Genomic DNA, 18,965 nt, shown 5'->3' with positions numbered 1-18,965 from the left:
CCAGCCCGCCGGTCCCGGGTGCCCGCGCCCGGGACCAGCGGGTCCCTGCGCCGGGCCTGATCACCCCGCTTGGCTCACCCCGCCTGGCTCAGGTGCCCGAGAGGCTCGTCGCGGATCGGGCCAGCCGGTCGTGGCGACGGCGTCGTCCGGCCGCGGCCACGGTGTCCGCCATCAGCACCACCAGGGCCACCCAGACGATCCCGAACCCGACCCACCGGCTGGCGGGCATGGTCTCGCCCATGATCGTCACGCCCACCAACAGCTGCAGGATGGGGGTGACGAACTGCAGCAGGCCGATGGTCACCAGGGTCACCCGGGAGGCCGCGGCCGCGAAGAGCAGCAGCGGGATCGCCGTCGCGATGCCGGCGGAGGCCAGCCAGAGCATGTGGTCCACCCCGTGGCCGGTGAAGGTCTGGTGGGTGACGGTCGACCCGGCGGGGGACAGGGCCAGCCACACCAGGATGGCGACGGCCACCGGGAACAGGGCGATCGTCTCGGCGGTGAGCGAGTGCACGGCCGAGACCTTGCCGCCCACCTGCTTCTTGATCAGGCCGTAGGTGGCGAAGCTGAGGGCCAGCGAGAGGGAGATCCACGGCGGCTGGCCGTAGTCGATCGTCAGGTAGACCGCGGCCACCGACGCGATGGCGACGGCCACCCACTGCATCGGGCGCAGCTTCTCGCGCAGGACGACCACGCCGATGATGACCGTGGCCAGCGGGTTCATGAAGTAGCCCAGCGCGGCCTCGGTGACGTGCCCCGTGGTCACGGCGGCCACGTAGATCGTCCAGTTGATGCCGATCGTCACCCCCGCGGCGACCATGGTCACCGCGCGGCGGGCCGGCGTGAACAGCGAGCGCAGCGCACCGAGCTGGCGCAGCGCGCCGAGCAGCAGCAGGCAGAAGACGAGGGACCACACCACCCGGTGGGCGAGGATCTCCCACGGGCCCGCAGGGGCCAGGGCTGCGAAGTACAGCGGGAAGGCGCCCCACAGCAGGTAGGCGCCGAAGCCGTAGGCCACGCCCCACGGGGCGGGCGCCCGGGTGCCGCCACCGGGTGTCGGGGTGTCGTTCCCGGCAGGGGTCTGGGAGGTCATCGGGCTCCTTCCGGGGAGTTCGTGCGCTCGCGCTGTTCACGCCGCAGGTCGACCACGCTGATCGCCAGGGCGATCGCTGCGATGACCACGATGGTCAGGAGGGTGACGCGGAAGGCGTCCGACCAGGGGTGGCCGGCGCCCACCATCGCGAAGAGCACGCCCGGCACCAGGGCGGTGCCGATCGCGGTGCCCACGCGCTGTCCGAGCGACATGAGTCCCCCGGCGACCCCGCCCTGGCGGGAGTCCATGGCCTGCAGCGTCAGGGTCGTGTTCGGGCTGACCACGCTGCCCTGGCCCAGGCCGATGAGGACGGCGGCGAACGCGGCCGTCCACCACGGCAGGCGGCCGTCCTCGATGAAGGGCGTCAGCACCGCCATCAGCAGCAGCGCGGAGATCACCACGCAGAAGCCGCCGATGACCAGCTTGCGCCCCCACTGCAGCACCCGCCGCCCGGCGAACTGGGCAGAGAGCCCCGCGGCCACCGAGGAGGGCAGCAGCACCAGGGCCGCGGCGAACGCGCTGTGCCCCAGATGCATCTGCATCCACAGCGGGATCACCAGGAAGATGCTGGTGGCGCCCAGGAAGTGGATGGAGACCACGGCGATGCCGTTGCGGAAGGGCTCGCTGGAGAACATGCTCAGGTCCACCACCGGGGCCCGTCCGGCGGCGCGGTACCGGCGCTCCCAGGCCAGGAAGGCCACCAGCAGCAGGGCCCCGAGCGCCAGCGGCGCCCACCCCAGCACGCCCCCGCGACGCTCCACGAAGGGGAACATCACGCTCAGCACCGTCGCCCCGAGCAGGAGGGTGCCCCACGGGTCGAGGTCCGGCTTGGAGCCCCGGGCGGCGCTGTCGTCGGGCAGCCAGCGCAGGCCGAGCACCACGGTCGCCACGCCCAGCGGCACGTTGAGGGCGAACATCCACCGCCAGCCCGCCTCCGGCCCGAGCACCTCGATGAGGAAGCCGCCCAGCACCGGTCCCACGGCGGTGGCGAGCGCGACCGTGGTGGCCATGGTCGCGAAGGCCCGCGCGCGGGACTGGCCGGTGAAGTGCTTCTGGATCAGGCCGATCGTCTGCGGGTTGATGAGGCCCGAGCCGAGGCCCTGCGCCACGCGCGCGGCGTTGAGGAACTCCGAGGAGGGGGCCACCGCGGCGCCGAGGGAGCCGGCGGTGAACACGCCCACGCCGAGCAGCAGGAGCCGCCGGCGGCCGATGAGGTCGCCCAGTCGGCCCGCGGGCACCAGCAGCACCCCGAAGGCCAGGGCGTAGCCGGAGACCACCCACTGCAACTGGGAGGAGGAGGCCTCCAGGGAGTCGCCGATGGGGGCCAGCGCCACGTTCACCACGGAGACGGCCACCAAGGCCATGAACAGCGGCACCAGCAGGACGGCGAGGAGCTTCCAGCCCGCGGTCTCGGTGGAGGGGGAGCGGGAGGGATCTGTCACCCGGTCAGTCTAGGAGGCTGCGGGCAGTGGCAGGATTCGGCCATGAGGAAGCATCACAACGGTTTGAAGACCACGCTGTTGTTCGCGCTCATCTGGGCCCTCTTCCTGGCGATGGGGGCGCTCATCGGCGGCGGCCGCTTCATCTGGCTCTTCGCCGTCTTCGGCCTGCTCTCCACGGCGTACACGTACTGGAACTCCGACAAGCTGGCGATCCGCGCGATGCGGGCCCGCGAGGTGGGGCCGCACGAGGCGCCGGAGATGCACCGCATCGTCACCGAGCTCGCGGCCACGGCGGGGCAGCCGATGCCGCGCCTGTACATCTCGCCCACCAGCGCCCCGAACGCCTTCGCCACCGGCCGCAACCCGCAGAACGCGGCGGTCTGCTGCACCACGGGCATCCTGGGGCTGCTCGACGAGCGGGAGCTGCGCGGCGTGCTTGGCCACGAGCTCATGCACGTCTACAACCGCGACATCCTCACCTCGGCGGTGGCCTCGGCGATCTCCGGTGTGATCACCTCCATCGCGCAGATGATGTTCTTCTTCGGCGGCGGGCAGGACCGTCCGAACCCGCTGGCGATGCTGGCGATGGCCCTGTTGGCGCCGCTGGGGGCGACCGTGATCCAGCTGGCGATCAGCCGCACCCGCGAGTTCGACGCGGACGAGGACGGAGCCCACCTGACCGGTGACCCGCTCGCGCTGGCCAGTGCGCTCCGCAAGATCGAGGCCGGCGCCTCGGCGCGCCCGCTGCGTCCCGAGCCCAGGCTCGAGAGCGTGAGCCACATGATGATCGCGAACCCCTTCCGGGGCAGCGACGTGGCCAAGCTGTTCTCCACCCACCCGCCGATGGACCAGCGGGTGGCGCGCCTGGAGGCGATGGCGCGGCACGGCACCGGGCGTTGAGCATCAACCGGGTGGTGGGGGTCGCGGCGGGACAGGCAGGATGGGGCCCATGCCCTCGCTGACCCGTGACGAAGCCCAGGCCCGTGCGTCCCTCATCGACGTGGAGTCGATGGAGGTGGACCTGGACCTGACAACCAGCTCGACGACCTTCGAGTCCGACACCCGGATCGTCTTCCGGGCCGCTGCGGCCGAGCCGACCTTCGTGGACCTCAAGGCGGTCGACGTCCACGAGGTGGAGCTGAACGACGTGGCGCTGGACCCAGCCACGGTCGTCGACGGGCGCCTGCCGATCACGCCGGACGAGGGGCGCAACACCCTCTGCGTGCGCGCCACCATGCCCTTCTCCAACGACGGCCAGGGGCTGCACCGGTCGGTGGACCCCGAGGACCACCGGGAGTACGTCTACGGGCACCTCTTCCTGGACGCCGCGCCCAAGGTCTTCGCCTGCTTCGACCAGCCGGACCTCAAGGCGCCCTACACGGTGACGGTCACCGCGCCCCGGGAGTGGGTCGTCACCGGCAACGGCGACCCGGTCCACGAGGGTGACGGGCAGTGGCGCCTGGCCACCACCAAGCCGCTGTCCACCTACTTCGTCACCGTGTGCGCCGGGCCGTACGTGCAGCAGCGCGACACCTGGCGCGGCCCGGACGGCCAGGTGGTGCCGCTGGTGCTGCACGCCCGGGCCTCGCTGGCCGAGGAGCTTGCGGCCCAGGCCCCGCAGATGTTCGAGGTCACCCGCCAGTGCATGAGCTACTTCCACGAGCTCTTCGGCATCGACTACCCGTTCGGCGAGTACCACCAGATCTTCGTGCCGGAGTTCAACGCCGGTGCCATGGAGAACCCCGGCTGCGTGACCTTCCGGGACCAGTTCGTCTTCCAGGGGGCGATCACCCGGCAGGGCCTGCTCTCACGCACGAACACCATCGCCCACGAGATGGCGCACATGTGGTTCGGCGACCTGGTGACCCCCGTCTGGTGGGACGACCTGTGGCTCAACGAGTCGTTCGCCGAGTACATGGCGCACCGCGCGTGCGTCGCGGCCACCGAGTTCACCGAGGCCTGGGTGGACTTCGGCGTCGGTCGCAAGCCGTGGGGGTACGCCGCCGAGCGCTCGCCCTCCACCCACCCGGTGGCCGGCGCCCCGGCGCACGACGGCGACACCGCGCTGCAGAACTTCGACGGCATCAGCTACGCCAAGGGCGCCTCGGCGCTGCGGCAGCTCATCGAGTGGATGGGGGACGAGCACTTCATCTCAGGCGTGCGCGACCACCTCACCACGCACGCCTACGGCAACGCCACGCTGGCGGACTTCCTGGGGTCCATGGAGAGCGCGTCCGGTCGTGACGTCCAGGGCTGGGCGGCGGCGTGGTTGGAGACCGCGGGGCTCGACCGGATCTCGGTGGAGCTCACCACGCGGCAGGACGCCGACGGGGTGCCGGTCATCGAGACGGCGACGGTCGTGCGCGACCAGCCGCAGGATGCCGCCGGTGCGCCGGCGAACCGCCCCCACGCCCTCACCATCGCGGGGTGGACCGACGGCGACCGCGCCTGGGAGGTGGAGCTGGAGCTGGACGCCGACCGCGTGGAGGTGCCGGAGCTGGCGGGCCGCCCCGTGCCGCGCCTGGTGGTCCCCAACGCCGCCGACACCACCTGGGCCACGGCGGTGCTCGATGCGGAGTCCCTGGCCGCGCTGCCCGCTCAGCTGCCGCAGGTGGACGAGCCGGTGACGCGGGCGATGTTGTGGGCCGCCCTCTTCGATGCGGTGGCCGAGGGGGAGACCGACCCGCGCGAGCTCGTGGCGACCTTCACCCGGGCCTTCCCGGCGGAGTCCGACGCCTCGATCCTGGCCACGGCCGGTGCCTCCACCGCACGCTTCGTGCGCACCATGGTCCCCGCCGCCGAGCGGGAGGGTCTGCTCGAGGCGCTCGCGGCCGCGGGCCGGGAGCGCACGGCCACCGCCGAGCCGGGCACGACGACCGCGTGGCTCGGGGCCCGGGTGGTGGCCAGCTGTTCCTCCGATGCCGAGGAGCTGCGCCGCTGGGCGCGGGGGCAGGACCTGCCCGAGGGCCTGGAGGCCGATGACGACTTCCGGTGGCAGGCCGTCAAGCGCCTGGCGCAGCTCGGGGCCCTGGACGGCGAGCTGGAGCTCATGGCGCAGCACGACACGTCGCTCTCCGGGCAGCTCTCGGCGCTCATGGCGCGGGCCGCGCAGCCCGATGCGGAGTCGAAGGCCTGGGCGTGGGCGGAGCTTGCGGGCCGGGAGTCCGGCCGCAGCAACTATGAGCGGAACAACCTCGCACAGGGCTTTTGGTCCTCCGGCGAGCCGGAGGTGCTCGCGGGCTACGTGGAGCGCTACCTCACGGAGGTGCCGGCCCTCTCCGGCGTGGTCGGGGAGGACGCGCTGGCCCGTGTGGCCCAGCTCGCGTTCCCGCTGCCGGTGCCCACGCAGGCCACGGCCGACGCGGTGGACGCCGTCCTGGCCGGTGGCACGGTCTCGCCCGCGGTGCGCCGCAGCATGGTCGACCAGCGGGCGGTCCTGACGGAGGTGCTGCGCTCGCAGGAGCGGCACGGGGCATGACCACGGCCCGGGAGGGTGCGCAGGACCCCACCACGGCCCGGGAGGGTGCGCAGGGCGGGCGTCAGCGGGCGCCCGCGCCCGTCACCTGTAGTTGGTGAAGCTCAGGGCGGCGTCGATGTCGGCGGCGGCCTTCAGGGCCCGCTGGACGGCCTGCAGGTCGTCGCGGCTCTTGGAGCTCACACGCACCTCGTCACCCTGGATGACCGTCTTGACGGTCTTGCCGAACTCGTCGCGGATCAGCTTGGTGACCTTCTTGGCGTTCTCCTGGCTGAGGCCCTCCTTGAGCACCCCCTCCAGGCGGTACTCCTTGCCGGAGGGCTTGGGCTCGGAGTCCTCGCCGAAGTCCACGGACTTCAGGGACACCCCGCGCTTCACGAGCTTGGTCTGCAGCACGTCCAGCACCGCCAGCACGCGCTCGGCGGTGTTGGCCTTCAGCATCAGGTTGTCGCCGTTCAGCTCCACCGAGGCGCCGACGTTCCGGAAGTCGTATCGCGTGCCGATCTCCTTGGCCGCCTGGTTGACGGCGTTGTCCACCTCCTGGCGGTCCACCTTGCTGACGACGTCGAAGGACGATTCGCTGGCCATGGGGAAGCTCCTGTCGGTCGGGGGACGCCGGTTTGGTCATCCCGGGTGCTCGGGCTAGTATCGCCCCGCAGTTTGGCAGGTTGTCCGAGCGGCCAATGGAAGCGGACTGTAAATCCGTCGGCGAAAGCCTACGCAGGTTCGAATCCTGCACCTGCCACCATCCGGGCCCCGGGGAGGATCCTCCCCGGGGCCCGTCGTGTACCCGGTTCCGACAGTCGGCCGGCCGGGGTGCAAGACCCAGCAGCTCAGCGCAAAGGAGCGCCATGGCCACGTTGTCGCGCCCTGCCCTTCCCCCCTCCGGCGGGCGACCCGCGGGAGGGCTGCAGACCCCCGACCAAAACGCCACCCAGGCAGCTGACCTGGGCCAGCGCTTGGGCGGGCTGCGCTTCAACGCCCAGCACCGCAAGCTCATCACCGGGTCCGGGGTCGGCTGGGCCCTGGACGCCATGGACGTGGGCCTCATCTCGTTCGTGATGGCCGCCCTGGCCGCGGAGTGGGGGCTGGGCAAGACCGAGCTCTCCTGGGTGGCCTCCATCGGCTTCCTCGGCATGGCGATCGGTGCAACCTTCGGCGGGCTGCTGGCCGACCGCTTCGGGCGCCGCAACGTCTTCGCGGCGACCCTGCTGGTCTACGGCCTGGCCACCGGCGCCAGCGCCCTGGCCTGGTCGCTGGGGGCGCTGCTCGCCTTCCGCTTCCTGGTGGGGCTGGGGCTGGGGGCGGAGCTCCCGGTGGCCTCGACGCTCGTCTCGGAGCTGTCCCCCACCCGTATCCGGGGCCGCATGGTGGTCGCCCTGGAGTCCTTCTGGGCCGTGGGCTGGATCCTCGCCGCGGCCATCGGCTACTTCGTCGTGCCGGACTTCGGGTGGCGCTGGGCCCTCGCCCTGGGTGTGGTGCCTGCCCTCTACGCGGCCGTCATCCGATGGGGTCTGCCCGAGTCGCCGCTCTGGCTCGCCTCCCAGGGGCGTAGCGCTGAGGCCGAACGGGTCGTCCGCCGCTTCGAGGACGCGGCGCCCACCCACACCGCGCCCGCCGACCCCGCCGCACCCGACGCCCCGCCCACCCCGCGCGCCCCCGCCGATGCGGGGAGCACCCGCCGCGCGAACCGGGTCACCGAGGGCCTGTGGTCCGGTCGGTTCGCGCGCCGCACGGTGGGCATCTGGGCCATCTGGTTCCTGGTCAACTTCTCGTACTACGGCGCCTTCATCTGGCTGCCGACCCTGCTCGTGGACCGCGGCTTCGACATCGTGCAGTCCTTCGGGTACGTCCTGATCATGACGCTGGCCCAGCTGCCGGGCTACCTGCTGGCGGCCGTGCTCATCGAGGTCTGGGGGCGCCGCGCGACCCTGGCCACCTTCCTGGCCGGCTCCGCGGCCTCGGCGGTCCTGTTCGGCATGGCGGACTCGCTGCCGGTGCTGTTGGCCACCGGTGCGGCGCTGTCCTTCTTCAACCTCGGCGCCTGGGGTGCGCTCTACGCGGTCACCCCGGAGATCTACCCCACCCGCCTGCGGGGGTCCGGTGCCGGGGCGGCGGCGGGTTTCGGCCGCATCGCCAGCATCATCGCCCCGCTGCTGGTGCCCGTCCTGCTGCCGGGCATCGGGGCGGCGGGAGTCTTCGCGGTGTTCGCCGTGGCCTTCTGCCTGGCGGCCCTGGCGACGACGCTGCTGCCGGACCGCACGGGGGTCGCGCTGGAGACCTGACCGAGCCTCGTGCCCCGGGCCGCAGACCGTCCGGTCCGGGGGTGGGTTGGCCGCAGGATCACCGGCAGGACTACCGTGGGAAGGATGACCCAGACTGTGACTCCCGTGGACCTGCCCGACGACCAGAACTCGAACGACCCGCAGTGGTACATCGGCCTCGAGGACGAGCACGCGGCTCACAACTACGGTCCGCTGCCCGTCGTGCTGGCCGAGGGGCACAACGCCCAGGTCACCGACGTGGCGGGCAAGACCTACATCGACGCGTTGGCTGGGTACTCCGCGCTGAACTTCGGCCACGGCAACGAGCGCCTCGTCGAGGCGGCGCGCGCACAGCTCGGCACGATGACGCTGACCTCCCGCGCCTTCCACTCCGACCGGCTCGGCCCGTTCGTGCGTGACCTGGCCGCCCTCATCGGCAAGGACATGGTGCTGCCGATGAACACCGGTGCCGAGGCCGTGGAGACCGCCCTCAAGATCGCCCGCAAGTGGGGCGCCGACGTCAAGGGCGTCGAGAACGGCAAGCAGCACATCATCGTGATGGACGGCAACTTCCACGGCCGCACCTCCACCATCATCAGCTTCTCCACCGACGAGGAGGCCCGCGGCGGCTTCGGCCCGTACGCGCCCGGCTTCGAGATCGTGGAGTACGGCAACGCGCAGGCCATCCGCGATGCCATCACCCCGGACACCGTCGCCGTGATGCTCGAGCCCATCCAGGGTGAGGGCGGCGTCGTGATCCCGCCGGAGGGCTACCTGGCCGAGGTGCGCGAGATCACCCGCGAGAACAACGTGCTGATGATCGCCGACGAGATCCAGTCCGGCCTGGGCCGCACCGGCACCACGCTGGCCTGCCAGTACGAGGGTGTCGAGGCCGACGTCTACACCCTGGGCAAGGCGCTCGGCGGCGGCATCGTGCCGGTCTCCGCGGTGGTGGCGAACGCCGACATCATGAACGTGATCACCAAGGGCACCCACGGCTCCACCTTCGGTGGCAACCCGCTCGCGGCCGCCGTCGGCCACGAGGTCGTGAAGATGCTGGCCACCGGCGAGCACCAGAAGGCCGCCCAGGAGCGCGGCAAGCAGCTGGCCGAGGGCCTCGAGTCGCTCATGGGCAAGGGCCTGGTGGCCGTTCGCACCCGCGGCCTGTGGGCGGGGCTCGACATCGACCCCGAGCTCATGACCGGGCGCGAGGCCTGCGAGAAGCTCATGGAGGCCGGCGTCCTGGCCAAGGACACCCACGGTTCCACCATCCGCCTGGCCCCGCCGCTGACCTCCAGCGAGGAGGACATCGACGCGATCATCGGTGCCGTGCGCACCGCGCTGGGGGCCTGAGCACCTCCCGCCCGCGTGACCGAAGGGGCCCACCTGCACTCGATGCGGGTGGGCCCCTTCGTCGTGTCCGGCACCTCAGGTGAGGGTCAGGAAGAGCTTCTCCATCTGCGCCAGGGTGAGGCGGTTCGGGTCGTCGGCTCCGCCGTCGGCGCCCGTCGCGTCCTCCCGGTTCTCCCGGTCCTCCTCCACGAGGCAGTGGCGCATCCCGGTGGCCACGAGGGTGAAGCCTGCGCGGTCGACGGCCTTCGAGGCAGCGGCCAGCTGGGTCATGACGGCACGGCAGTCCTGCTCCTCCTCCAGCATCCGGATCACGGCATCGAGCTGGCCGCGGGCGCGACGCAGGCGGTTGAGGACGGGGGCGGTCTCCTCGGGGGGCAGGTGCACGGGAACCTCCTGGTGGGGTGGTTGGGGGGTGGGGCCTGACGGGCCGGGCTCCTGCTGTCACCGGCTGTCACCAAGACCACATCCTATACCCCCACCCCTATGTTTGCGGAGGTACCCCGGGGGGTATTACTCTTCCGGCCATGACCCCTCGGGAGGAGACCCAGACCATGCAGATCGAGATCATCGAGACCCCGTCCCTGGGCGACCGCAGCTACCTGGTCCACGACGACCGGGAGGCCCTGGTCGTCGACCCGCAGCGCGACATCGACCGCGTGCTGGAGGCGGCCGAGCGTGCCGGGGTGACGATCACCGCCGTCGCCGAGACCCACATCCACAACGACTACGTCACCGGCGGGCACGCGCTGGCCCAGCAGGTCGGTGCCACCTACTACGTCAACGCCGAGGACGAGGTGTCCTTCGAGCGCCACGGCATCCGTGACGGCGAGGAGTTCGCCGTGGGCAGCCTCACCGTGCGCGCCCTGTCCACCCCGGGCCACACCTTCACCCACCTGTCCTACGTCGTGACCCCCGCCGACGGGTCCGAGCCGGCCGTGTTCACCGGCGGCTCCCTGCTCTTCGGCTCCACCGGCCGCCCGGACCTGCTGGGCCCCGACCACACCGAGGCGCTCGCCCACCACCAGTACGACTCCGCCCACCGGCTGGCCCGGGAGCTGCCGGACGAGACGCGCATCATGCCCACCCACGGCTTCGGCAGCTTCTGCTCGGCCACGCAGACCGCCGGCGACAGCTCCACCATCGGGGCCGAGCGCCAGCAGAACCCGGTGATGCACCAGGAGCGCGACCAGTGGCTCGCCGAGCTGTACGAGGGCCTGGCCGCCTACCCGGCCTACTATCGGCACATGGCCCCCGCCAACGCCTCCGGTCCCTCGGCCGCCGTGCTGGAGCGCCCGGCCGTCGCGGACCGGGAGGTCATCGCCGACGCACTGGCCGCCGGGCACTGGGTGGTGGACCTCCGCAGCCGCCGGGCCTTCGCCGAGGGGCATGTCGAGGGCACCATCAGCATCGACCTGGAGGGCCAGTTCGCCACCTACCTCGGCTGGCTGATCCCGTGGGAGACCCCGCTGGTGCTCCTCGGCCAGGACGCCGACCAGGTGGACGAGGCGGTGCGCGAGCTCTCCCGCATCGGCATCGAGGAGACCCTCGCCGGTCACGCCACGGGCTCGCCGTCCGACTGGACCGACCGGGCCGTCCAGAGCTTCCCGCAGGCGACCTTCGCCCAGCTGCGCGACGTCCGGCACCACCGGGAGGTGACGATCGTCGACGTCCGCCAGCGCGCGGAGTGGGAGGACGGCCACCTCGAGGGCGCGGTGAACCTGCCGCTGACCCAGATGGGCGACCTGCGCCAGGGCGAGCTCGTCGCGGGGCTCGACCCGCGGGCCGAGCTGTGGGTGCACTGCGCCGGCGGCTTCCGCGCCTCGGTGGCGGCCTCCCTCCTGGCCCGCGCCGGTCACCGGGTCGTCGCCATCGACGACGGCTTCGACAACGCGGCCAACAGCGGTCTGGCCATTACCCCGTGACTTGGGCCATCGTCCTCGGCGTCGGCGCCCTCGTCGGCCTCCTCATGGGGTCGATGGGGGGCGGCGGGGCGATCATCGCCATCCCGGCCCTGATCTACCTGCTGGGGCAGGACCCGCACCAGGCGACCACCACCTCGTTGGTGATCGTCGGGCTCACCAGCCTCGTCGGCATCGCCCAGCACTCCCGCGGCGGCCGGGTCGTCTGGGGCGAGGGCATCGTCTTCGGCGTGCTCGGCATCGCGGGGTCCGCCGCCGGTGCCGTGGCCTCCCGCACCGTCCCCGAGGCGGCGCTGCTGACGGCCTTCGGGCTGCTGCTCCTCGTCGTCGCAGCCCTCATGTGGCGGCGGGCGGCCGCCGGCCGACGTCGGCAGCGGGCCGGCCAGTCCGATGCGGTGAGCACCCGCCGGGCGCTGGTCTCCTTCCGCCCGTTGAGGGTGGACACCGCGCGCGTGCTGCCCGTGGTGCTCGCGGCCTCGGCGGTCGGCTTCCTCACCGGCTTCTTCGGCGTCGGGGGCGGATTCGCCGTCGTGCCGGCCCTGGCCCTGGTGCTCGGCCTGCCCATGGGACGTGCCGTCGGCACCTCGCTGCTGGTCATCCTCATCAGCGCCGCCTCGGCCCTGGCCGTCCGTGCGTTCGACGGGGGGCTGGCGCTGGACTGGCCGATCACGCTGGCCTTCACCGCCACGGCGATGGTGGCCAGCGTCGTCGGTGGCCGCATCGGCGCCGCCCTGCCGGCCCACCGCCTGCAGGCGGCCTTCAGCGTGCTGCTGGTGGTCGTCGCCGCGGTCACGCTGCTCGAGACCGCCCTGGCCTGAGCACGCCGGCCACCCCGTCCCAACGAACACCCTTCTGTCCACACCTGCAAGGAGAACCCATGACCACCATGACCAACCTCGCGCCCACCACCGAGTCGACCAGCGGTCAGGAGTCCGGCACCCCCGGCATCCGCTCCGTGGCCGACCTGCGCCGCGCCCTCGACGCCGGCGGGCAGACCCCGCTGCTGCTCGACGTGCGCACCGACGGTGAGTTCGGGGCCGGCCACGTCCCCGGCGCGGTCCTGCTGCCGCTGCACCGCATCCAGGAGGACCCTGCGCGCGTGGCCCGCGAGCTGTCGGCCTGTGGCGAGGTCGTCGTCATCTGCCGCTCGGGCAACCGCGCCCGCTCTGCTGCCGAGGCGCTGCGCGGCCACCTGCCCGCAGCGAGCGCCCCGGCCGTGCTCGAGGGCGGGATGGTCGCCTGGGAGCAGGCCGGCGGCGAGACCCGCGAGGGCACCGGCACCGGCGTGTGGGACATGCAGCGGCAGGTGCGTTTCGTGGCCGGCGCCATGGTGCTGACGGCCGTCGTGGCCTCCACGCGCGTCCCGGCCGTGAAGTGGGCCGCCGCCGGCGTCGGGGCCGGCCTGGCCACCTCCGGAGCCACCGGCGCCTGCCCGATGGCGGGTGCGCTGGCCCTGATGCCGTGGAACCGCGGCACCTCCCTGGAGGACGGGCTCTGCGCGGTGCGGGAGCGCCACGCCGGTGGCTGAGCGCCAAGACGCCGGTCACGCAGAGGGCGGGGCCCGGAGGAACGTCCTCCGGGCCCCGCCCCGTCGCTGCGGCCGCTGTGGTCGCTCGACCTCGGTCGCCCGCGGCCCCGCATCCCGCGGCCTGAGTGCTCCCGCGGCTCAGTCCTCCCGCACGAGCCCCGCGTCGTCCTGCCCGTCGAGCAGGGTGCTGGCCAGCCAGGCGTCCGGGATCGCGAAGGCGTCCACCAGGGTCACCGCGTGCGGGCGCAGGTCGGCGCACAGGGCGTTGATCGTGGACGTGACGGACTTCGACTTCGCCGGGCGCATGTGCTCGTGCTCCAGGAACCAGGCGGCGTTCTCCTCGATCACCGACAGGGCGTACAGGTCGCACACCTGGTCGAGCAGCTCGGTCAGTGCCGGGTCCTCGCACTCCTCGACCTGCTGGGCGAAGGCCTCCAGCACCACCCGGTCGATGTGGGCGCGCGCCGCCAGCAGCAGGTGGTCCTGCACGTCGTTGAACGCGGCGAACTGCTCGGCCTCGGTGCCGCGGTCCGCACGCCGCATCCGCTGCGCAGCGGTCTCCAGCAGGTGCTTCTCCCGGAACTCGAAGCACTCCACCTGCCACGCGCGGTCCATCACCACGTCCTCGGTGTCGCGGCGGCGGGCGGCCTCCACGAGCCGGTTCACGAACCCCTTGGCCGCGGTGCGCTCGATGACCACCCCGGAGAACTGGGTGGCGCCGAAGCGCAGCATGCCGGTCATGTTCAGCGAGCCGATGGCCTTGGAGTAGTTGGTCAGCAGGCCCTTGGCCACCAGCTGCAGCAGCACCGTGTTGTCGCCCTCGAAGGTGGCGAACACGTCGGCGTCCATGCGCCGCTGGGTCAGGCCGGAGGTGGCCATGTAGCCCGCGCCGCCGCACGCCTCGCGGCAGAGCTGCAGCACCCGGTTGGCCTCCTCGGTCTGCACCGCCTTCAGCCCCGCGGCGCGAGACTCCAGCTCGCGCTGGGCACGCTCGTCGCGGTCGGCGGGGTCCGCGGTCTGGATCTCGTCGAGGGTCTCCACCAGCTCGTTCTGCGCGAACGCGAAGGCGTAGCTGCGGGCGATGGCGGGCAGCAGCTTGCGCTGGTGCGCCCGGTAGTCCAGCAGGGTCACCTCGCCGTCGGGCCCGTCGAACTGCGAGCGCTGCGCGGCGTATCGGGTGGCGATGGTGAGCCCCGCCCGGGCGGCCGAGCTCGCCCCGCCACCGACGCTCACACGCCCACGCACGAGCGTGCCCAGCATCGTGAAGAAGCGCCGCCCGGGGGAGTCGATGGGGGAGCTGTAGACCCCCTGGGCGTCCACGGCGCCGAAGCGGTCCAGCAGGTTGCCGCGCGGCACGCGGACCGCGTCGAAGCTGATGGTGCCGTTGTCCACGCCCGGCAGGCCGCCCTTGGCGCCGTTGTCGCCGAGGGTGACGCCCGGCATCGGCTGGCCGGCCTCGTCGCGGATTGGCACCACCAGGGCGTGGATGCCCCGGTGCGTCGGGTCGTCGTCCTCGATGCCGTCCGGCAGCGAGTCGTCGTCGGGGGTGATGAGCTGCGCGAAGACGACGGCCATCTGCCCGTCGCGGGCGGCGTTGCCGATGTAGGTCTTCGTGGACGAGCGGGTGGGGGAGTCGATGACGAACTCGCCGGTGGCCGCGTCGTAGGTGGCCGTGGTCTCCAGGGACTGCACGTCCGAGCCGTGGCCCACCTCCGTCATCGCGAAGCAGCCCAGCAGCTCGCCGCTCCCGGTCAACGGCAGCCAGGCGGCGTGCTGCTCGGGGTTGCCCAGGTTGGAGATCGCGCCACCGAACAGTCCGAACTGGACGCCCATCTTCACCGTGAGCGAGAGGTCCAGGGCCGCGATCGTCTCGAAGGCGACGACGGTGCCGCCGACGTCGTTGCGGGCGCCACCGGTCTCGGCGTAGCCCATGCCGGCGAGGTCTTGCTCGGCCAGCTGCAGGAGGGCCGCGGTGGTGGCAGCCCGCTTGTCCTCCAGCGATCCCTCGGCCGGGAGGAGCACCGTGTGCGGGTCCACCTCGGCGCGGATGCGCTGGCGGGTGCCGGCCCAGTGCCCGTCGAGGCAGGCGGTGATCGCGGCGGTGAGCTCGGGGGTCGGCGTGGTGGTCATCGGGTCGCTCCTGGGGTGGGGTGCGTGCAGGGTGTGTCCTGGGGGCCCGGCTGGGCGGCACGGGGCGTGGCGGGCCCGGCGGCGATCGCGTCGAAGCGCGCGCCGAAGAGCTCGGCCACCTCGTTCACCAGCTGCTCACGGGGCGGGCGGTCGTGGCGGGAGACCCAGTCCTCGCAGACGAAGCGCACCAGGCCCACCAGCCCGTGGGCCAGGGTGCGCGCGGTCTCGCTGGTCACGGACGCCGCCCCGGCTGCCCCGCCGGCGCGTGCGGCGGTCCGCAGCAGGTGCTCCATCACCGGGGTGAGGCGTTCGCCCATGCGGCTCGACATGCCGGCCACGGGGTCGTCCCCGTCGGTGTCGTTGAGCGGACGGGTCACGACGAAGCGGTAGATCTCGGGGTCCCGCTCCACGAGGGCCAGGTAGGAGTCGGTGATGGCCGCGATCACCGTCCGCGGGCTCCGCTGGGTGCCGGCGGCCTCGGTGGCGGCGGCCATGTCGCCCCAGACCAGGGCGTCGACGGACTCGATGACGGCGCGCCAGGCGCCGGCCCGGTCACCGAGGTGCCGGTAGAGCACGGTGCGGGAGGTGCAGGCCTCCGCGGCGATCTCCTCCATGCCGATGCCGGGACCGTGCCGGCGCAGTGCGCGCAGGGCCGCCTGGGTCAGCTCGGCCCGGCGTCGCGCCCGGTGGGCGTCCCACCGTGTGGTCCGTCCGTCGATCCGGCGCGCGGCGCCGTGCGGCAGGGTCTCCATGCGCGTCACTGTAGCCGGAAATGACCATATACGGAACGTCGTGTACCTGTTATTCTCGGCAGCAGACCCAGCGTGTGGCCGGGCCCGTCAGGGCCGCCGCGCCAGGCGTCGGGTGACCGAGATCTGCAGCACCCCGCTCTCACACCAGGAGTTCGCAGCATGGCCGAGCACCACCCTCCCACCCCCCGGGGCACCGCGCTCGTGGTGGGCGCCAACCGCATCCCCTTCGCCAAGGCCGGTGGGCACTACGCCCAGGCCAGCAACCAGGACATGCTCACCGCCACGCTCGACGGGCTGGTCGCCCGCTACGGGCTGGCCGGTGAGCGACTGGGTGAGGTCGCAGCCGGCGCCGTGCTCAAGCACGCCCGGGACTTCAACCTCACCCGCGAGGCCGTCCTGGGCTCGGCCCTGGACGCGCGCACCCCTGCCTACGACCTGCAGCAGGCCTGTGGCACGGGTCTGGAGACGGTCATCCAGGTGGCCAACAAGATCGCCGCCGGCCAGATCGAGGCGGGCATCGGCGCCGGGGTCGACACCGCATCGGACGCCCCGATCTCCCTGGGCGACGGCCTGCGCCGGGCGCTGCTCGACCTCTCCCACGCCAAGAAGCCGGCCCAGAAGCTCAAGGCGCTGGGCTCCATCCGCCCCGGCGACCTCGCGCCGGAGTCCCCCCAGAACGCAGAGCCCCGCACCGGCCTGTCGATGGGGGAGCACATGGCCCGCACGGCGGCCGAGTGGAAGATCACGCGCGAGGCGCAGGACGCGCTCGCGGTGCGCAGCCACCAGAACCTCGCCGCGGCCTGGGACGAGGGCTTCTTCGACAAGCTGGTGACGCCCTACCTGGGTCTGTCGCGCGACGCGTTCCTGCGGCCGGACACCACCGAGGAGAAGCTGGCCGGGCTCAAGGTCGTCTTCGGCAAGGACGGCTACGCGGGCCAGCCGGGGACGCTCACCGCCGGGAACTCCACGCCGCTCACCGACGGGGCGGCGGCTGTGCTGCTCTCCTCGCCCGAGTGGGCCGCGCAGCACCGGCTGACCCCGCTGGCGCGCTTCGTGGACGCCGAGGTGGCGGCCGTCGACTACGTCCACGGCGACGACGGGCTGCTCACCGCCCCGATCTTCGCGGTGCCGCGTCTGCTCGAGCGCCAGGGCGTGAGCCTGCAGGACTTCGACTTCTACGAGATCCACGAGGCGTTCGCCTCCACGGTCGAGGTCACGCTGGCAGCGTGGGAGGACGAGGAGTTCTGCCGCACCCGGCTGGGGTTGCCCGGAGCGCTGGGGGCCATCGACCGCAGCCGGTTGAACGTCAAGGGCTCCTCGCTGGCTGCGGGGCACCCCTTCGCCGCCACCGGCGGCCGCATCGTCGGCACGCTCGCCCAGCTGCTGCACCAGAAGGGCAGCGGCCGCGGGCTCATCTCCATCTGCGCCGCCGGTGGTCAGGGTGTCGTCGCGATCCTGGAGGCCGTGTGATGGCCGGGCGCGACGTGAGGACCGATGACCGTGCGACGACTGGAGGCGCTGTGAACCGCTCGCGGGACGGCTACCTGAACTTCGTGAACTCCGACCTCGGGGCCAAGCTCGCCAGCACGCTGGGGCTGCCCCGCCCGGTGCCGCTTCGCCGCTACGAGCCGGGCCAGCTGCTGCTGGACGGCCCGGCCGTGCTCGCCGGTGCCGGGGCCGCCCCGCTGCTGGGTCAGGTCGAGACCTTCCTCGCCGGCCACGGGGTGGAGGTGCTGCGCCCCGAGCTGCCGGTGGAGCAGGCCGACGAGGCACCGCAGCAGGTTGCCGGCGACGCGCGCCCCGCCGCGCTGGTGCTGGACATGACCGCGGCCACCACCTTGGCCGACCTCGACCTGCTGCGCCGCGCCGCACGGGCCACCCTCAAGCGCCTCGCCCGCAGTGGACGGGTCCTGGTGCTGGGCACCACGCCCGACGCCCTGGTCGCGTCGGGCGCTCCCACCGAGCAGGTGGCTGCTGCCCAGGCCCTCGAGGGCATCATGCGCTCCATCGGCAAGGAGCTGCGCGGCGGTGCCACGGCCAACCTGCTCTGGGTGGACCCGGGCCTCGGTCGGGCCGCGGGCGCTGGTGCCGACGGCGGTCAGGTGGCCGCGGCCATCGCGCCGGAGCTGGTCGAGCCGTTGGAGTTCTTCCTCTCGGCCCGCTCGGCCTACGTCTCGGGCCAGCCGCTGCGCGTCTCGCAGTCGGTCGCGGGGCGGTCGGGCGAGGCCCTGGGCTGGCTGGACCCGCAAGCCGCCGACGCGCAGCCGTACGCCGGTGCCACCGTGGTGGTCACGGGCGCTGCGCGCGGCATCGGCGCCGACATCGCCCGCACCTTCGCCCGTGACGGGGCGCGCGTGATCGGCGTGGACGTGCCGCCCGCCGGTGACGCGCTCGCCGCGGTCATGAACGAGATCGGCGGGGTGGCGCTGCAGCTGGACATCACCGCCGCCGATGCGGGGGAGCGCCTCGCCGCCGCCGTGGTCCGGTCCGGTGCGGACCGGCTCCACGCGATCGTCCACAACGCCGGCATCACGCGCGACAAGCTGCTGGTGAACACCGACGCTGCCCGCTGGAACTCGGTGCTGCAGGTGAACCTGCAGGCGCAGTTCGGCATCAACGAGGTGCTGCTGTCCGGCATCGACGGCGGCCTCGGTGCGGGCAGTGCCATCGTCGGCGTGGCCTCCACCTCGGGCATCGGCGGCAACCGGGGGCAGGCGAACTACGCCGCCTCCAAGGCCGGGGTCATGGGTATGGTGCGCTCGATGGCGCCGACTCTCGCCCCGCGGGGCGTGACGGTGAACGCCGTGGCCCCGGGCTTCATCGAGACCGAGATGACCGGCAAGATCCCCGCGGTCACCCGCGAGGTGGGCCGGCGCATCAACTCGATGGCGCAGGGTGGCCTGCCGGTGGACGTCGCCGAGACCATCGCGTTCCTCGCCCGTCCTGCCAACGGCGGGGTCACGGGCCAGGTGCTGCGGGTCTGCGGCCAGAGCCAGTTGGGAGCCTGAC

At 72.7% G+C, this 18,965-nt stretch carries 15 protein-coding genes and 1 tRNA gene; 10 read left to right on the top strand and 6 right to left on the bottom strand.

Annotated elements, in window-relative coordinates; genetic code table 11:
• Nucleotides 1-88: 88 nt before the first annotated feature.
• Together rarD and KSED_RS10480 are read right to left on the bottom strand one after the other, a co-directional pair.
• Nucleotides 89-1,093, bottom strand: coding sequence for an EamA family transporter RarD (rarD, locus tag KSED_RS10485; protein ID WP_015780063.1), 1,005 nt, complete (start codon nucleotides 1,091-1,093; stop codon nucleotides 89-91).
• A complete protein-coding gene (locus KSED_RS10480) occupies nucleotides 1,090-2,535 on the bottom strand; it encodes an MFS transporter (protein WP_015780062.1) in 1,446 nt (481 codons plus the stop codon). Before KSED_RS10480 ends, rarD begins: the two co-directional genes overlap by 4 nt.
• Nucleotides 2,536-2,577: 42 nt before the next feature.
• Between KSED_RS10480 and htpX the strand changes: the two genes are divergently transcribed.
• On the top strand, nucleotides 2,578-3,435 hold the full coding sequence (gene htpX, locus KSED_RS10475; protein ID WP_041290932.1) for a zinc metalloprotease HtpX: 858 nt from the start codon (nucleotides 2,578-2,580) through the stop codon (nucleotides 3,433-3,435).
• 49 nt (nucleotides 3,436-3,484) lie between these two features.
• Nucleotides 3,485-6,013 (top strand): aminopeptidase N, encoded by a 2,529-nt coding sequence (gene pepN, locus KSED_RS10470; protein ID WP_015780060.1) that lies wholly within the window; start codon nucleotides 3,485-3,487, stop codon nucleotides 6,011-6,013.
• 81 nt (nucleotides 6,014-6,094) lie between these two features.
• On the opposite strand, the gene KSED_RS10465 is transcribed toward pepN, so the two are convergent.
• On the bottom strand, nucleotides 6,095-6,598 hold the full coding sequence (locus tag KSED_RS10465) for a YajQ family cyclic di-GMP-binding protein (RefSeq protein ID WP_015780059.1): 504 nt from the start codon (nucleotides 6,596-6,598) through the stop codon (nucleotides 6,095-6,097).
• 74 nt (nucleotides 6,599-6,672) lie between these two features.
• Between KSED_RS10465 and KSED_RS10460 the strand changes: the two genes are divergently transcribed.
• The 3 genes from KSED_RS10460 (at nucleotide 6,673) to rocD (ending at nucleotide 9,627) form a co-directional block, all read left to right on the top strand.
• Nucleotides 6,673-6,758 (top strand) — tRNA-Tyr (locus tag KSED_RS10460).
• 103 nt (nucleotides 6,759-6,861) lie between these two features.
• A complete protein-coding gene (locus tag KSED_RS10455; RefSeq protein WP_015780058.1) occupies nucleotides 6,862-8,295 on the top strand; it encodes an MFS transporter in 1,434 nt (477 codons plus the stop codon).
• An 84-nt stretch (nucleotides 8,296-8,379) separates the two neighbouring features.
• Complete coding sequence (gene rocD / locus KSED_RS10450; RefSeq protein WP_081439841.1) at nucleotides 8,380-9,627, top strand: ornithine--oxo-acid transaminase; 1,248 nt, start codon at nucleotides 8,380-8,382, stop codon at nucleotides 9,625-9,627.
• A 75-nt stretch (nucleotides 9,628-9,702) separates the two neighbouring features.
• Here rocD and KSED_RS10445 read toward each other — a convergent pair whose 3' ends face one another.
• Nucleotides 9,703-10,011, bottom strand: a complete 309-nt coding sequence (locus KSED_RS10445) for a metal-sensitive transcriptional regulator (protein WP_015780056.1) — start codon at nucleotides 10,009-10,011, stop codon at nucleotides 9,703-9,705.
• 167 nt (nucleotides 10,012-10,178) lie between these two features.
• On the opposite strand from KSED_RS10445, the gene KSED_RS10440 reads away from it, so the two are divergent.
• From KSED_RS10440 to KSED_RS10430, 3 genes are read left to right on the top strand one after another with little or no spacing between them, the layout of a single operon-like run.
• The gene (locus KSED_RS10440) at nucleotides 10,179-11,549 is read left to right on the top strand and encodes an MBL fold metallo-hydrolase (protein WP_015780055.1); all 1,371 of its coding nucleotides are present in this window, start codon (nucleotides 10,179-10,181) and stop codon (nucleotides 11,547-11,549) included.
• The gene (locus tag KSED_RS10435; RefSeq protein WP_015780054.1) at nucleotides 11,546-12,364 is read left to right on the top strand and encodes a sulfite exporter TauE/SafE family protein; all 819 of its coding nucleotides are present in this window, start codon (nucleotides 11,546-11,548) and stop codon (nucleotides 12,362-12,364) included. Before KSED_RS10440 ends, KSED_RS10435 begins: the two co-directional genes overlap by 4 nt.
• 59 nt (nucleotides 12,365-12,423) lie before the next feature.
• Entirely contained in the window at nucleotides 12,424-13,074 is a 651-nt protein-coding gene (locus KSED_RS10430; RefSeq protein WP_015780053.1) for a rhodanese-like domain-containing protein, read from the top strand.
• A 138-nt stretch (nucleotides 13,075-13,212) separates the two neighbouring features.
• Here KSED_RS10430 and KSED_RS10425 read toward each other — a convergent pair whose 3' ends face one another.
• Nucleotides 13,213-15,204 (bottom strand): acyl-CoA dehydrogenase family protein, encoded by a 1,992-nt coding sequence (locus KSED_RS10425; RefSeq protein ID WP_015780052.1) that lies wholly within the window; start codon nucleotides 15,202-15,204, stop codon nucleotides 13,213-13,215.
• A complete protein-coding gene (locus KSED_RS10420) occupies nucleotides 15,201-15,956 on the bottom strand; it encodes a TetR/AcrR family transcriptional regulator (protein WP_015780051.1) in 756 nt (251 codons plus the stop codon). Before KSED_RS10420 ends, KSED_RS10425 begins: the two co-directional genes overlap by 4 nt.
• Before the next feature lie 159 nt (nucleotides 15,957-16,115).
• Here KSED_RS10420 and KSED_RS10415 point away from each other — a divergent pair, with 159 nt between their 5' ends.
• Together KSED_RS10415 and KSED_RS10410 are read left to right on the top strand one after the other, a co-directional pair.
• Nucleotides 16,116-17,426 (top strand): acetyl-CoA C-acetyltransferase, encoded by a 1,311-nt coding sequence (locus tag KSED_RS10415; RefSeq protein WP_015780050.1) that lies wholly within the window; start codon nucleotides 16,116-16,118, stop codon nucleotides 17,424-17,426.
• A 50-nt stretch (nucleotides 17,427-17,476) separates the two neighbouring features.
• On the top strand, nucleotides 17,477-18,964 hold the full coding sequence (locus KSED_RS10410; protein WP_015780049.1) for a 3-oxoacyl-ACP reductase: 1,488 nt from the start codon (nucleotides 17,477-17,479) through the stop codon (nucleotides 18,962-18,964).
• The last annotated feature ends 1 nt before the right edge of the window (nucleotide 18,965 follow it).

It is taken from the genome of Kytococcus sedentarius DSM 20547 (assembly GCF_000023925.1).
In the GTDB taxonomy this organism is placed as follows: domain Bacteria; phylum Actinomycetota; class Actinomycetes; order Actinomycetales; family Dermatophilaceae; genus Kytococcus; species Kytococcus sedentarius.
The sequence above is the reverse complement of the archived record's forward strand: the minus strand, read 5'-3'. Positions and strand labels throughout refer to the sequence as shown.

What these genes read in the sequence shown, in the direction of transcription:
- rarD (WP_015780063.1), bottom strand. Translation starts at nt 1,093, where the DNA reads ATGACCTCCCAGACCCCTGCCGGGAACGACACCCCGACACCCGGTGGC.
- htpX (WP_041290932.1), top strand. Translation starts at nt 2,578, where the DNA reads ATGAGGAAGCATCACAACGGTTTGAAGACCACGCTGTTGTTCGCGCTC.
- pepN (WP_015780060.1), top strand. Translation starts at nt 3,485, where the DNA reads ATGCCCTCGCTGACCCGTGACGAAGCCCAGGCCCGTGCGTCCCTCATC.
- KSED_RS10465 (WP_015780059.1), bottom strand. Translation starts at nt 6,598, where the DNA reads ATGGCCAGCGAATCGTCCTTCGACGTCGTCAGCAAGGTGGACCGCCAG.
- KSED_RS10455 (WP_015780058.1), top strand. Translation starts at nt 6,862, where the DNA reads ATGGCCACGTTGTCGCGCCCTGCCCTTCCCCCCTCCGGCGGGCGACCC.
- rocD (WP_081439841.1), top strand. Translation starts at nt 8,380, where the DNA reads ATGACCCAGACTGTGACTCCCGTGGACCTGCCCGACGACCAGAACTCG.
- KSED_RS10440 (WP_015780055.1), top strand. Translation starts at nt 10,179, where the DNA reads ATGCAGATCGAGATCATCGAGACCCCGTCCCTGGGCGACCGCAGCTAC.
- KSED_RS10430 (WP_015780053.1), top strand. Translation starts at nt 12,424, where the DNA reads ATGACCACCATGACCAACCTCGCGCCCACCACCGAGTCGACCAGCGGT.
- KSED_RS10425 (WP_015780052.1), bottom strand. Translation starts at nt 15,204, where the DNA reads ATGACCACCACGCCGACCCCCGAGCTCACCGCCGCGATCACCGCCTGC.
- KSED_RS10420 (WP_015780051.1), bottom strand. Translation starts at nt 15,956, where the DNA reads ATGGAGACCCTGCCGCACGGCGCCGCGCGCCGGATCGACGGACGGACC.
- KSED_RS10415 (WP_015780050.1), top strand. Translation starts at nt 16,116, where the DNA reads ATGGCCGAGCACCACCCTCCCACCCCCCGGGGCACCGCGCTCGTGGTG.